Annotated in this window: 9 protein-coding genes and 3 pseudogenes; 2 read left to right on the forward strand and 10 right to left on the reverse strand. The window is 58.8% G+C overall.

Translation table 11 applies throughout. The features are described 5' to 3' along the window. Positions 1–427: 427 nt before the first annotated feature. The gene (locus QSV46_RS32390) at positions 428–1972 is read right to left on the reverse strand and encodes a S10 family serine carboxypeptidase-like protein (protein ID WP_314961058.1); all 1545 of its coding nucleotides are present in this window, start codon (positions 1970–1972) and stop codon (positions 428–430) included. 778 nt (positions 1973–2750) lie between these two features. Between QSV46_RS32390 and QSV46_RS32395 the strand changes: the two are divergent. Both QSV46_RS32395 and QSV46_RS32400 read left to right on the forward strand, forming a co-directional pair. Further along, positions 2751–2958, forward strand: a pseudogene (locus tag QSV46_RS32395) (IS630 family transposase); the annotation flags it as partial. Between the two features lie 1120 nt (positions 2959–4078). Further along, complete coding sequence (locus QSV46_RS32400; RefSeq protein ID WP_314961059.1) at positions 4079–4363, forward strand: hypothetical protein; 285 nt, start codon at positions 4079–4081, stop codon at positions 4361–4363. A 309-nt stretch (positions 4364–4672) separates the two neighbouring features. Here QSV46_RS32400 and QSV46_RS32405 read toward each other — a convergent pair. The 9 genes and pseudogenes from QSV46_RS32405 to QSV46_RS32445 form a co-directional block, all read right to left on the reverse strand. After that, positions 4673–5891: pseudogene (locus QSV46_RS32405) on the reverse strand (IS701 family transposase); the annotation flags it as partial. A gap of 101 nt (positions 5892–5992) precedes the next feature. Further along, entirely contained in the window at positions 5993–6130 is a 138-nt protein-coding gene (locus QSV46_RS32410; RefSeq protein ID WP_314961060.1) for an XRE family transcriptional regulator, read from the reverse strand. Between the two features lie 417 nt (positions 6131–6547). Beyond that, positions 6548–6859 carry a hypothetical protein gene (locus tag QSV46_RS32415; protein WP_314961061.1) on the reverse strand — a complete coding sequence of 104 codons (312 nt, stop codon included), beginning with the start codon at positions 6857–6859 and terminating at the stop codon, positions 6548–6550. Positions 6860–8531: 1672 nt separating this feature from the next. Further along, on the reverse strand, positions 8532–8936 hold the full coding sequence (locus QSV46_RS32420; RefSeq protein WP_409997234.1) for a tyrosine-type recombinase/integrase: 405 nt from the start codon (positions 8934–8936) through the stop codon (positions 8532–8534). Between the two features lie 175 nt (positions 8937–9111). Then, the gene (locus QSV46_RS32425; RefSeq protein WP_314961064.1) at positions 9112–9357 is read right to left on the reverse strand and encodes a hypothetical protein; all 246 of its coding nucleotides are present in this window, start codon (positions 9355–9357) and stop codon (positions 9112–9114) included. After that, positions 9354–10376 carry a tyrosine-type recombinase/integrase gene (locus QSV46_RS32430; RefSeq protein WP_314961065.1) on the reverse strand — a complete coding sequence of 341 codons (1023 nt, stop codon included), beginning with the start codon at positions 10374–10376 and terminating at the stop codon, positions 9354–9356. The genes QSV46_RS32425 and QSV46_RS32430 overlap by 4 nt, the downstream gene beginning before the upstream one ends. Positions 10377–10454: 78 nt before the next feature. Beyond that, positions 10455–10802 carry a hypothetical protein gene (locus tag QSV46_RS32435; RefSeq protein WP_314961066.1) on the reverse strand — a complete coding sequence of 116 codons (348 nt, stop codon included), beginning with the start codon at positions 10800–10802 and terminating at the stop codon, positions 10455–10457. 86 nt (positions 10803–10888) lie between these two features. Beyond that, positions 10889–11011: pseudogene (locus tag QSV46_RS32440) on the reverse strand (IS6 family transposase); the annotation flags it as partial. A gap of 646 nt (positions 11012–11657) precedes the next feature. Continuing rightward, on the reverse strand, positions 11658–13895 hold the full coding sequence (locus QSV46_RS32445; RefSeq protein WP_314961067.1) for a hypothetical protein: 2238 nt from the start codon (positions 13893–13895) through the stop codon (positions 11658–11660). Positions 13896–14078: the final 183 nt, after the last annotated feature.

Below are 14078 nucleotides of genomic sequence, written 5' to 3' on the forward strand. Positions count from 1 at the left end.
GTAAGGCTGCCTCGCGCAACGCGAACCTCTCGGTATTCCGTGTACAGTTACGACTAGCTGTGAACGACACTCAGAGGTGCTTCCCATTGACGCTCCTAAGATGCCAGTTGTGCAGAACTGCTCTCTGAGGAGATTTACCACGACAGTAGAAATTTGATGGTTTTACGCCAACAAGATTGACGCAATGCAAGGGCAGATAGGAACACTCAAGAAGCCGTTTTCAAGCGCCCGCAGTCGGGAAAGGCAAACCTCACCCGAGTCGGCAACAATGATGCGGCACACGCGACAAGGAGTAGGCTCCCCTGATCCATAACCAAAACCCGGGGAACCATGAACTTACACGTCGAAGCCGGCGCCATGAGCAGCTTCATCTATAACTATGCTCGTGCGGACACGAGCATGCTTGTGACCTAGCTCGCGGTGCGGGTTACTTCATAATCGCTTCGGCCTCTGCACGAAACGCGTGGCGCGAGCCATCTCGTGAATAGAACATGTGGCCGCCTGGATAGACTACGAGTTTGACGCGCGGTGCTGAGGCAAATGGCGGCAATTGGTCCAGCACGATCTGTGATCCGAAATAAGGGGTGACGAGGTCAAACAGGCCGTGCCCGACTAGCAATTTCATCTTCGGGTCCGCTGCGAGACTCTGGCGCAGCTCCGACAGCGACTCCGGAGGCCTGCGGCCGTAATCCCAAGCCTGCCCGACCGCGTCGTTGACTAGCTCATAGGAGCCGTCCGGCCGCCAGTTTAGCTTGCGCGTAAGGAGATCGACAGTGGCGCTGGTCAGAGGTGCGAGCAGCGTGTCGCTCGACGGATCGTCGGAATGATGGAAATCCGAGTCCGGATACGGATCGAGGCCACGCACTGAGGCGTCATAACTGCCGATTAACTTGCCGTTCTTACGATCGAACTCACGGCCAAACGCGGCGGGGTCGAAGCGGCCCGCGAGCCTGCGACTCACCGCCTGATCGATGCCGGTCAGCGCCGCGACCTTGTCGGCCAGACGCGTGGTCGCTTCCTTGTCCGCCTGACCTTTGATGAGGTCGGTCAGAAACTCTCCGCGTGCATAAGCTTCCACGTCGGCGAGATCGGCTCGCTTTACCGGGCCCTCGGCTTCACGCAGGGTCGCGACATAGCTCGGCAGTGTTGCGATGTATTGCAGCAGGCCAGCGCGGGCGTAGTCGAAGATTGGCGAGACCATTATCAGGCCCTTGACGCCTATGCCCTGCTGCATCTGCAACTGGTGCACAACCTTTGGCCCACGAATGCCCCCATAGCTTTCACCCACGATGTATTTCGGCGACAACAGCCGGTCATGCTTTTCGAGCCAGCGACGGACCACCAGCGCGAGGGCGTTGACGTCGCCGTTAACGGAAAAGAGCCGCTTGCGCACATCATTGCCGGTCCCCACAAAACGGCTATAGCCTGCGCCCACGGGGTCGATAAACACCAAATCGGTGAAATCGAGCCAAGTCTCCGCGTTTGGCCTCACCTCCGGAAAAGTGGATGGCGTGACCTCGTCTGCATTGATCGGCAGCCGCCACGGTCCGGCATTGCCGAACTGCAGCCAAGCCGATGATGAGCCCGGTCCTCCGTTGAAGAAGAACGTTACCGGGCGCGTGCCGCGATCGGTGCCGTCAAGCTGATAGGAGGTATAGACGATGTCGGCGTCCGGCTCGCCCTTCTTGTCGAACAGGCGGATGGAGCCGGCCGTCGCGGTGAAAGAGAGCGTCCGCCCAGGGAGATCAAGCGTTTGCCTGGTGCTGGAGTCCGGCGGCAGGCGATGCTGCTCGGCCGCCGACGGCGTACTCGGCGCTTGGCCGGCGCGTTCGCCGGGGCCGGGGTTCTGGCCGGCTGGCGTTGTGGCATTGGCGGGCGGCGGCGGCGGATTGTCTGCCCGCACGCTCCCCATGATCCCGCAGGCAAAAAGGATCAACGCAAGAGAGGTGCTGCGCAGTGCGGTCGACGACATAGAGGTTCTCCTGTGCAGGGCTTGCACTGTTGGTGCGCAAGGCGTGTCTGTCAAAACGACCTAGTCACTAGCTCATGCGTGGAAACAACAAACCTACTAGAGTCAGTAGTTGTCACCGTCGGCGGGTGCAGATTATATGCCCCCACCATCGCCAATCGCCCCCGATTGGCGGCTTGACCGCTGATCAGCTCAACGCGCTCGGCCTTCACGGCATGCCAAGGCCTTCGTCGACATCGGAAGTCCTGCTCGATGTCGCGGGAACTGCTTCAGTTTTTGAGGGATCTCCGACAGCGATTTCTCAAGTTCTGGAAATACGCGTCTCGCGATGATGAATACTGGACCAAGTCGCGAAGTTCGAAGACCTGTGGAAGCTCCCGTCGATACACGTTTATCCTCCGCCACACCAAAGGGCTGCGACCAGAGCGAAAATCGCGGCGCCCGCAAAACCCTTAGTGACTGCTGACGTAGGCTTGCTCTGATTGTAGGTGATTCAACAGATCGGCCAGGTCGTCGGCGTCTTCCAGGGGAAGGCCATTTTGGGCGACGTCATTGATTAGCGCAGCAAAACCAGTGCGGATGTCGTTAACCGTCCAGCCATTCATCTCGGATCGAATATCGTATCGTACAGTCATTCCTCATCATGACACGCGGCATGATTGTTTCAAATCTTGTTTGCAATGGAGAGAACGATGCATTTCCGTTGTGCATGGCGCATCCGGCTTCGCCGGTCAGACTCTAGCTACCTATCCAGCGCCGATCGGGGTCCTTGTCCTTCGGCATCGATGAGAAAAGCCAGATCCAGGCACTCGAACGCGAGCTACCGGCCTTGGCGGTGATGCCAGGGGTACCGGGGCGGCCCAGATACGTGCGCCGTGGATGCCTGCTGTCTGCAGCGCTCGATGTCGCCTCGGGCTTCCGTCATCGGCAAACGCCTCAAGCGTCATCGAGCCATCGAGTTGTTGAAGTTCTTAAAAAGAAACGATGCTCCAGGCTTCGATATCGATGAACGCTCCGTGTTGTCGCGTTCAGCACTGTTCGGTTTGATACGTTTACGGCAGAGACCCGACACCGAGACTCGGTTCTACGTTGGCGCAGTGCAAAGCGCATCTTTTCGTCAACGGCTCGCACGCATCTCTTGTGGCACGACGATTGCCTATAAGTGGCGAACAAACTGTTGCGATCACGGCCGTCGTGAAATCGCATGGAGTAGGTTGCGACCACCGTGGCACACGTTTAACGTCACAACTGAGAGACTGGGAAGTGATGACAACTCGTGCGCGCGCATCGGCCAGCAAGGATGGACTGCAGGATACTCGGATTGATCTCGCCGCAGCGCCTCGGCTGATCCACCTGCTCGGCCTTGATGGCGGCACTGAGAGACGGAATTCAACTTCTCACCACCGATATATCATTTCCAATTCTTGGGCAAATCATACCGAGACTCGAAATCGAAATATTTGGCCCGCAGTTCGTCAAAAAGATCACCGTACGGATCAATTCGAACTCGCCATTTATGTTTGACGGAGAGGTCCTCCTTGCATCAATAAACGACGAGATTAAACAAGTCCGTTGTCGACGACATATTGACCCCGAACGCTCGCCTACGGGTATGTACAATTTCGGTATGATGCGCACGAATGGCGCCCGGAGTTTCGTGTTCGATTACCATGTTTACTGCTGCTATTCGTGCGATTTCTGTTTTAAAGAAAATGAATGGGAGGCGCTGACCATTCAGGGAGGTGATACTAATTACAAGGCCAATTTTCAGGATTGTTTGAATTATGCGGACAGGAATGGCCACACGTTTGACGACAAATACGATATCGTTTGGCTATGCACTGGAAGCATCAGGGATGAGAAGACCGAATTGGACCGACATTCGACAATCTCTCGTCGGCTCAGAGAGGCGGGGTATACAAAGAATATTTACGTATCCCAGGTGGTTCCACCGAGCATCCGAAACGACAGGGATAAGCGAAGAAATTACCTTTCAGCTCTAAGAGATGCTGGCGTTTCGCGATTCAACACGGGGGTCGATATCGTCGACGCCGGAATGAGAAGAAAGTATATCCGTGGCCTGAAGGGCGAATACACTTTTGAAAGTACATGGCGATCTTTACAGACGCAGTCGACGTGTTTGGTCGGTTCGGAGCCGGAAGCTGCCTTCTGGTCGGAATTGAGGCTGCAGAGAACACGATTAATGGATTGGAAGAATTGGCGAAGATCGCCGTAGCACCTGCTCCGACGGTGTTGACACCGTTCGTCGTAAAACAAATGGGCATTCCATTCTCGTTCGATCTCGAAGAGCTGATAGATACCCATGTTCGCTTCAACAATATTGTCGCCCGATATGAGCTGCCAGTCTTCTGCGGCGTATTCAGCTTGGCTTGAGCGTCGATAGCTACAATCCACGCGGCGCTGTTGGCTCAAAACTAGGAATCCATGAGCACGCCGCCAGGTTCTTGAAGGATCGCTATGAAAGCCCGCTGGACCTAGTCTTACTGCGTCACAAAAGAAGACGCTTCGATTGCCGAATGCAACAGGGACAGCGTGAGAGGTTCCGGGCGATGGCAACGATCATTCTTCGCCGCATCGTCGCAATCGAGTTCGGGATGTGACGTTCGGGTCGCAGTGGCGGAGCCTCAGGGGCGGTAACCGTTGGAAACCGCAAGTTTCTTGAACGGCCTAGCGGAACGAGATCCCGAGGGGGGAAATCGTCTCCCTCTCGGAGACCAGGAATCCGTAGGCCGCGATGCACATCGTAGCGTGGTGGTGGAAGCCACGCCAACCTCGCCCTTCGAAATGTCCGCCTCTTGTTTGAGATCCTGATAATCGCGCTCGATGCGCCATCGCAGCTTGGTTAGATCGACTAGCTTTCCGAAAGTGATCTTTTCCGGCAAACGTTGAAAGCCAGTATTTGGTCGGCTCGTCCTCACCTTCTGGCCATTCGATCAAAAGCCATTCTTCCGGTCGGCTTCCGGTGAGCTGGTAATCTCGATGCGCGACGCAAACGCGCGCGCCCGAAGCGCGGCGATAGCCGCTCGGCCGCACCCTCTCGCCACTTGATCGTGCGCCAGACCCCCTTAGGAAGGCGAAGAGCAAGCTACTTGACCGAAATTCGTTGATGCTTGTGGTCGCGGCGCAGCAGCTTGCTTTGGTGGTCGCCCTTTGCCCGACCATTTTTTTGGCGGCAGCGGCGCCGTGTCGGATGTCCACACCGTGCTGTTTGGCAAGATACCGGCCACATAGGTCAACCCCAACGCGCTGATGCTGGTGCGCGGGTCCGTGTTTCAGCCATATCCGGTATCCATCAGCACCGCGCCGCGAACAAGCCCGGCTCTGCAGGCCGCTTCGATCTGCTCAAGTGCGATCTCTTGGTCTTAAAGCTGATCTCCTTGGGCACGCCCGCTTTGCGCCGACGTTTCTTATCTGCTGCCCAACTTGCGGCAGATAGAGACGATACATCGCCGGCAGACTGGCGTGGTGATTGGCAAGCGACAGGGACACCGCGACTTGGCAGTTATCTTGCTTGCCGAGCTGCCCGCAATATTGACGCGCCACACCGACCGAAGGCGCTCCCTTCTTGGGAAAACCGGTGTCATCGATGATCCACGCTTCGATCGGTCCATGGCGCTCCATCGCCGGCAGTACCATCTCGCCCACTTCGGCCAAAACACCCTCGTCAGACCAAGGCGATTGGCCGACGAAGTGCAGCAGCGACTGATGCTGCGCCGCCGTCCGATCAGGTGCTGTCAAACCGCTGCCATCGGCTCAACGCTTTTACGCTCCCCGGCATGATTAAGCCGATGCAATAATCAAACAACGGCCGGGCCCGGTCCGCATGTCCGATCACGCTCACAAGTCCCTCGACAAAAGCCGAAAATCGCGATTCACTGCCGCCTGATGTCCGGAGATCCATATCAGCCCCCGTTGCCGATGCCTGAATCTCAACCGCTAACTGATTCTCACAGGACATCGCCCGCGACCTTTTGAATCAGACACTTTTCTGACTCAATAAGACTAGAACGCCGTCAGCATACGCAGCAGCTTTACCAAAGAAACCAGCCTGAACTGCCCCCGAAGCATCCTGGGCAGGTTGGGCTGCTTCACGCCCACCAGCCTCGCGGCTTCGGTCTGAGTGATCTCCCGCTCCGCCATCAACCGCTTCAGTTGTACGACAAGTGCTGCCTTGAGTTAGTGCTCCTGCGCGTTCGCCAGGCCGAGATCGGCAAAATGTTGCTGGAGCCCCGGCTGTGGGCCGGCAGCTTCTTCTTCTTCGTGCTCATCATCGGGCTCTGTCTGTTTCCTTGTCGATAGCTTCCCCTTCTGCGAGACCAGTTCGTCCCTGATGCTGATCAGCGCCTTAAAGAGCTGCTGATCGGCTCGGGTGAGGGTTTATTTGAAAGCTCTACAGCGCTCGAGTGCCTTCGGAGTTTTAGCTTAACTTGTTGAGGGTGTGCTCGCCTTGGAGGACAGCGCAGGCCGGGGAGCACGTATTGTATGCGGCTAAGAGTATGGACGGTAATTCGTGCGTCGGAGCGCCTGCGGAAATCAGCGTAAGACACGAGTCCACTTCTATAGAAGAGATTCTGGCCAATCTGTGAACTCCAATTCGAAGCTACGTGGGCCAGTGGGTTTGGTCGTGAATTTAAGGGTCTTCCCTGAAAGAGCTGCCAATGAGCCAGATGCGAACTTGAATACTGTCGTGCCGGAAGTTGCAACCGCAATGCCTTGCTCGCCTTCCATGATAGAGAAGCCGGTCGCCTCGGAGAGTTGTCCAATTGCAACTCCCTCCAGCGCGCGGTGAAATTCCAGGGAAGCCAAGTATGACCCTTTGTCAGCAGCCCACTCGCTGATCGACACTGCTGTGATGCCCGCGTCGCTCAAGAGACCACCCGCGATCCGGCAGCCATATTGAACGCTGAGAGAATGACCCGCTCATTCCGAACTCCGACCGGCTTTCGATCGGCGGCAGTGATCGTGCACGCGTACCGCCTTGTGTCCGCAACCGCGCCCGTGCTTGGCCCGAACAACTCGAGAGCGGAACATAATACAAAAGCGAGAACGGGTCTTATCATTCGGCTGCACCTGGTCTGGAATATCGTTCGCCTGCTCTGTACAATCTGACGCTACGGCCGATTCAAGCTTCTTCGATCGCTCTGTCGGATGAAAGCTACTCACGGTGAAGGCGGTGTCGCAGAAACGAGGCTATCGGAATCCCCGGCGACGGCCCCTGGATGGGTGCCCGAACGATTCCATTATCCGCGTTCACGGCGCGCAGCGGGCCAGCACGTCGGTGAACCAAGGCTATGGACCGCCCCTTTCAGCTCGGCGGCGGCCATGAGGGGCGCGACGGCCCGCGGCGCCGGAGCGCTACGTTCCTGACGCGGACGAAGGCGTTCTGCGGGCGGATGCCATTTCCGCGCCAATGCCCCGCGGCACAGGTCCCGAAATTTTCTTCACAGTGTCAATGTAAAAGGAAACGTGGTCGCCAGGAGCCGTTCGAAGGCAGACTGCCGCTCAAGCAGACGCTCTTCGAGGATCTTACGCTCGAGATCACTCAGCTCACATTGAAGCCTTCTGCGACAGCGCCAAATGTCATTCCGCACGTATCTGATCTCATTCAAGCGATCGTCAATCGAAGCCATCACGCTTACCATATTTAACCTGAACCAGCCATGGACAGCTGGTCAATCACCTCGTTCCGCGGAAGACGCCGATGACATGTCACGACCTGGCCATCTGTCACAATCTCCTCCCAGCATGTCCTCTTGTATCGCAGTCGTTCAACGCAAGGGCACGAAGTGACGGTTGCTTCTGCAGAAGTTCAGCGGCTTTTGCCATCAGGGCGCAGGATCTTAAAAGCTGCCACTCGCCCGTCAGTGGGCCGAAATGGTTTATCTTATTCCAACCAACACCCGGCCTGATCCGGTGTCAGGCCGGCGACTTAAGCTGGTGTCGAATGGGAGTATCCGACTAATCGGACCGTCGCACCGTCAAGCTCTGGGTAACCGCGCCTTTCGGATTTGAGAACGGCAATTGTCATGCCAGCGAACCTCAGGTGGAAGGCAAGCCATGTTCAGGCTTGGGGCTGGTCCGTTACAAAGGAGGGGCATTCCGCGGCGGCGGCGCCCCCGGAGCGGCTCGGATATGAGTCGGAGAGGCTTCAGTCGGCAGGGCTCGGCGAAATCGCGAGCGATGCGCAGCGCCTGGCGCCTCGGCCCAGTGTCTCGCCAAACCTGCGTAGACCTTATTACCGCCGTTCTCGCGTTCGGCCCGCAAGCTGGCAATTCGATCTCATCACAAAACTCTCTGTGCGATGATGCGTAGCCGGGACCGGCGCTTGTCGCATCTGTAACACTGCATGTATTCATCAAGCCAAAACATCCGACGTTGTTTGTTCGCCCGGCTGTGGGAGGAATACCGCGGCCATCATCCCGACGGTTACGGCTACAGCCGTTATGTTGCGGCCAGATTTATGTTGCCGCTGCTGGAGTGAGCCAAAGATTTCGCCAACCTCCCCGGCTCGCTCCGCAACATAAGAGTGTGACCTTTCGGCCTACAGGGCCTTTAGGAATGCCATCAATGATGGGAGAGAGGGCTGCCGAGGCCTCAGGCTGCTGATATCGACCCTGGCTAACGGCTCTGCTTTCATCTCCAGGTCGACTTCAGCATAGATGTGCGTGGTGTCTAATGACACGTGGCCCAGCCAAGCACGGATCGTGTTGATGTCGACGCCGGCGCGCAGCAGGTGCACGGCCGTTGTATGCCGAACCGTATGTGGGCGCACGCGCTTCGTCGCCAACGTTGGCACCGTTTCGCCCGTCATAGCGGCATATTGCGTCACGAGACGGTGTATTCCGAAGCGCGTCAAAGGCTGGTTCGTCCGCCCGAGAAAGACCGCTTCACTTTTGTTCCGGCCGGCCGCAAGACGAGTCAACGAGGTTGCCGTCGTTGACCACAATGGACAGATTCTGACCTTGTTTCCCTTGCCGTGAAGTCGCGCCGACGGGGACGCCCCCAGTTGGAGATTGCCGACCGTAATTTTGCTGCCTCATCGGCGCGAGCGCCGCTGTTGTATAGGAAAAGCAGCAGGGCATGGTCGCGCGCGCCGAGACTCGTGCGTCTGTCGGGTTGGTTTAGCACCGCGTCCATCTCGGCCTTTCGAGGTATCCGATCGCGGTCTTGGCCGTCTTCTTGAACGGCACTGCCCGTATCTCGGAACACCAGGCCAAATGGAGCGGCGAACGCGTGCCGATGAAGCGCGCCAGTGAATGGATAGTCGCCAGCCGCTGGTTGGGGGTCACCTCGCTGCACCGGCGATCGCGCTCCAGGTGGTCCAGGAACTTGCGGACGACTTCCGGCGTCAGCTCTTCCACGGTCATGCGATCAATGGCGCAGCTTCCCTGCTTGCTGGCAAACGGCAGTGACCAAACGAAGCGCCTCGCCAATGCGCATGCCGCTTCCATACAGCAGCAAGAGGAGCGTACGGTACATGGCTGGCACGTGAGGGCGATGCCCAACCTTCAGGATCGAGGTCGCGTCCAGCAGGACGTGTAGTTCTTCTGTGGAATAAACATAGGGCGTTTGTTGCGGCGGCAGCTTCGGCAGCGCTGTCGGCAATGGAGAGAACGTTGCGTACCCGCGGCTGACGGCGAATCTGTAAAGGCCGCTCGAGACCCTGTATCGCAGCATTCAGGTAGCACTGAGCGATCCTTTGCCTTGGATCGGCTACCGCCTCTGGGGTGACTTCGCCGATCTCTCGATTGCCCATCGCTCGGCAGAACCTGCGGAGCAGAACCTCCCGCGGACTCGAAACGCGCCCCCAAGACCGCTGCTTGGCCAGATAGGCGTCGACAACATGGGTCAGCATCAGGAGGCCTCCCACGTCGAACGCTCCAACTTCGCGAAGCGCCTGCATGTTCTTGGCGTAGATGCTGGTTGACGCCGCGCTGCGATGTCCCAAATGGTCCCCGATCTCCTTTATCGCAAGACCTTCGGCAAGAAGTCGAGAAGCGCAGGCGTGGCGCAACGCATGGCCACCGCAATGGGCACCCTCGATTCCAAGCGCAACAAATCTGCGGTTAGCGACGTCATAAATGCTCCCTGCCTTCAACGGCTGGCGGGGCGCTTGCATGCGCAGGAACACTTCCGGACACGATGACGGCGGCCGCACGGTGTCGATGTAACGGGCGAGCGCCTCAGCCGCAGAGGAGACCAGCGGGTAAATCTGCGGCTGGCGGCGCTTCAGGCGGAAAAGCCGTAACATCCTAGCGGCCCAGTCAATCTGATCAAGGCGCAATGCCGCCACTTCGCCGCTGCGCATCCCGTAGACCGCGAGCAACAGCAGGATCGCACGATCACGGATGTCCCGGGGGTTGTCAGTCTCGGCGTCGACCAACATGCGCTGCACGTCGCACTAATCTGGGGCATACGGTAGTGACTCCTGACAATAGAGCCGCGGTCGGCAAATCGAGGCTGACTAAGCGGTCCGTGCAAATTCTCCGCTTGCCGCGTAGCGCAGAAATCCCCGCAAGGCGGAGGCTGTGCTGGCCACCGAAACATGGAACCATCGTCCGGCGCCGTGTGCGTAGCTGTGCTCCTGCCAATCATCGATCTCGTCACATCCAGGCGGTATCGAGATGGCGAGGAAGGCCAGCCAAGCCTCGCGCGTGACCTCGCGTCGCAGCTCAAGCGATGCTCCGTGCAGGTGTATGTCTTGAGCGCGCTTGTAAACATCGTGATAGCGCTCCTTCAGCTCGAAGGTCTCGGCCGTGTGGAACTGGATGTCCCACGGCGCACCGGCCGGGTTGCGGAAGGTGACGCTCACCGCGCAGAACGCTTCGTTCCTCTTGTTGAAGTGGTTGGTCAGCGCCGTCCTGGCATGCCCCTGGTGGTCAAGCGTCGCAAGGATACGGCCAGCATTTCTTCGACCACGCGCAAGCTTAAGGAAACCGGAAATGCAACCAAACGGCATAGCGGATCACTTCCGGTGGGAAGCGATGAGGGGCGATAAAGAGGGTCCCGGGCGGTCGGCATGCCGCTCGTCTACCCCCTCGGCCGCTCCAATTCGTTAACTTGACGGTGCCTTCCGCATCCTCAACCTCGGCTGCTCCGTCCTGTCAACGCCATGCACTGAATACACTCTTTGACGTATCCAAACCGATGCGAACAGTTGTTCCACGCCAGCTCCTTCGTTTGAGGTCAGCGACGACACCCATCTTGCCACCCAGAGTCGCGGAAAGGGCCGTCCACCCCAGCACGAGAGGCCGGTGCGGCTGGCCCGGACGCGTTTCGCCTTTACACCGCATTCTGGCGCTCCAGGCCGGGAAGCTCTATCGTTGTGGGGCGCTAAGCAAGGCGCCGCAGACACTTACCGAAGCGATCGGCGATGGGATCTCGAACACAAATGCGCAAAACTGCTTCATTCGATCTGAAGCATAGCGGGGTCCTAGGCTATCGGACCCGGCCATCGCTAGCGCGGCGACAAGCGCCGCAATGCTGTTTTTCAAGCCAAAGGAAGTCGGGGTCACGACGCTCCCGACCGAATTTCAGTCGGACCCGTTGTCGATCTGTTCGAGTGAGCCCGCGCCGGCTTCGAGCTCATCGAGGATTTTCTCTCCGTGATAGCGGCCTGCTTGACGGTGTCACCACAGCAACGCTCTGGCGCGAGACACTCAGGTAACTACATCCCGAGGCGCGCGAACTGTATCGACGCGTGCTCCGCGTCGACAAGGGGGTACCACGGGGCGACGGTCAACAACGACTTACAGAACGCAGGCGTGAGCTTGCCGCGGTGGATCACGACGTTCTCGTGCCCGGTCGCGGCTTGAGCGCTTTGCCAGTGCCGATTGTAGCCGCGCTGTTCATTCGACTTCACGTGGCAAGCGGTGAAGTCGGCGTCGCCCAGCGTTGCCAACTGCCAGGCATTTACCGGCCGCTTGGTATGGATGTGCACCCACATCGGGCTTGGCATCGCACCACTGCGCAGCGCGTTGGGCTGCAGCTTGATCTCGAACAGCGTCCCTGGCTCGCCCTTCAAGGCGCGCGGTGGATCCACAGACGCCAGTTCCTCGGCCGCCCGCAACTGTTCAATGTACTTCTGCGATGGAAACGCGTAAGTTTTCATGCAATCGATCGTGATCGTCGCCTTTCGCGCATTTAATGAGTTTGCCTGTCCCTGAACCTGGGACAACATCGCCTTAAGCCAGTGTATTTTTCCGTGCACTTCGGTCACTTGCGCAGGCGTGAGTAGGCCCCGCCTGCGGGGCTCCTCCAGCGCGGCTACACAGGCCTCAATCTCGGCGGCCTGCGTCTGCAGGCGCTTAAGGACGAGATCCACGATGTGGTCGGCGTCCTCGGGCTTCATCTGGCGCGCTTGCGAGACGGCGCTTTGCTGAGCCGGCAGATCGAACCGCAGCAGTTCATCCAATCGATTGAGCAATCCCGTCAGTGCTTTCCTGGACGGCGGAGCCTGCCACATCTCGAGGTGCTCGGTCGCCGATGATGACGCCCTCGCGCGTGCCTCCTCCTCCGCGCTCGCGAGTTTCTTGGTACCAAGATCCGAGAGTACGATAACCTTACCTGTCGGGGCCGTGGCAGCGTCCGGTCTGGGGAGCTGCGACTCGGGCAGGCGGGCCGTTGAACTCCCCTCGCCTGCGACTGGTGCGCGCTTGCCTTTCCCCTTCCTGCGCGCAGCCCGGCCGTCAGCCACTACGCCGATATTTTCGGGTGTCCCAGCCCGGGCCGGCGGTTCAATCGTGGCTGGTATCTTTGGCTGCAATGCCAATAGTCGCGTGACTTCGTGCGCGGTGTCCCATGCACCTTCCACAATCTGGCCCCACAGTTCGAATGGAAGGTCGGGCCCCATTCCGGCATCCCGTAGCCTGGCAACGATGCCGTGCATCCCTGAGGCAAATTCCGAAAGCCGTTCCATGACCCCTTCCAGAACAGTGCGGTGCGGTGCGTCGAGCGCCGCTCCGTTGTTGGATAGAACGGCCTGGGACGTCGAGATGAATGCCGGAAAAACATCCCGGATAAAGGTCCCGAGCAGACGCACCTGCCCGTTCTCACCCATGAGGGCATCACTCACGGCCGGTTCGAACGTGCTCGCCTGCGACTTGATCAAGAGTTCCGCAAGAGCGATCCGCGAGTTCAGATACATGCACTTCATATAAAGTGCCCGGCCGGTGTGCAGGCGTAGTGCCGCCTCTTCGGCCTCCCGCATCTCGGGCGTGGTGCCTGGCAAGTTGGCAGTGGCCGCACAAACGGACTGCATCCGTTCCGCGCGCAATACCTTCTTTCCCCACCAATCCATACAGGCCTGGTAGCGCTCCGCCACGGTGGATACCGATCGGCTCCGCTGGGCCGGCCGCAACGTCGCGAACAGTGCTGCTGCTCTCTCCCTGCCCTCCTCCAGGTCCTTGCCAATCGGGAAGGCCACGGCGTCGCATTCGTTCCCCGCACCGATAGTCTCGTCGCGGACTCGGCGAGCCTGATCGTCGGAAAGAACCCTGCGCGCCATGTCCGGGGGCAGGCTCACGTAATAGTCCAGAACCTCCGAGCCCGCCTTTACGACTTGATCAATCAGGTCTTGCGCCTCCGACGGGTTCCGGGCTTGCATGGCCGCATTTTGAGAAGCATCGAAGTCCGCAAGCAGGCTGCGCATTTTTTGTTTCGCTGCTTTGATTCGGTCGCCACTTGAGGACATCGGGACTGCCGCAGCCGAACCTGGTGGCAGGCCCATGAGCGACGCCGTTCTATCTTGAGGCCCGGAGCGCATCCGCTCCACGACGGAGTCGAAAGACTGCCTGCCTTGTCCGGGGGCGGGACCGGGCTCCGGCCTCGACCTGCTCGACGCCCATGTGCTGTCGGCGTCTGCAGGCCCAACGTGCGATTTGCCAGGTCGGCCAATGCCCGTCATATTCCATCTCCAATCAAGTCGAGAATGCGCGGCCTTCTGGATAGACAGGCTGGCTGACGAGTAGCTGACGAAGGGCGTTTTCCGCTTGGAAACCCGATCGCCGTGGATCGGGCATCTCGAAATCGTACGTTCGATGTAGCCTCGCTTTCAGAGGATCCGGTGCATACTTCGCCAACCGCCAAG

It is taken from the genome of Bradyrhizobium cosmicum, from assembly GCF_032290525.1.
Classification (GTDB): domain Bacteria; phylum Pseudomonadota; class Alphaproteobacteria; order Rhizobiales; family Xanthobacteraceae; genus Bradyrhizobium; species Bradyrhizobium cosmicum_A.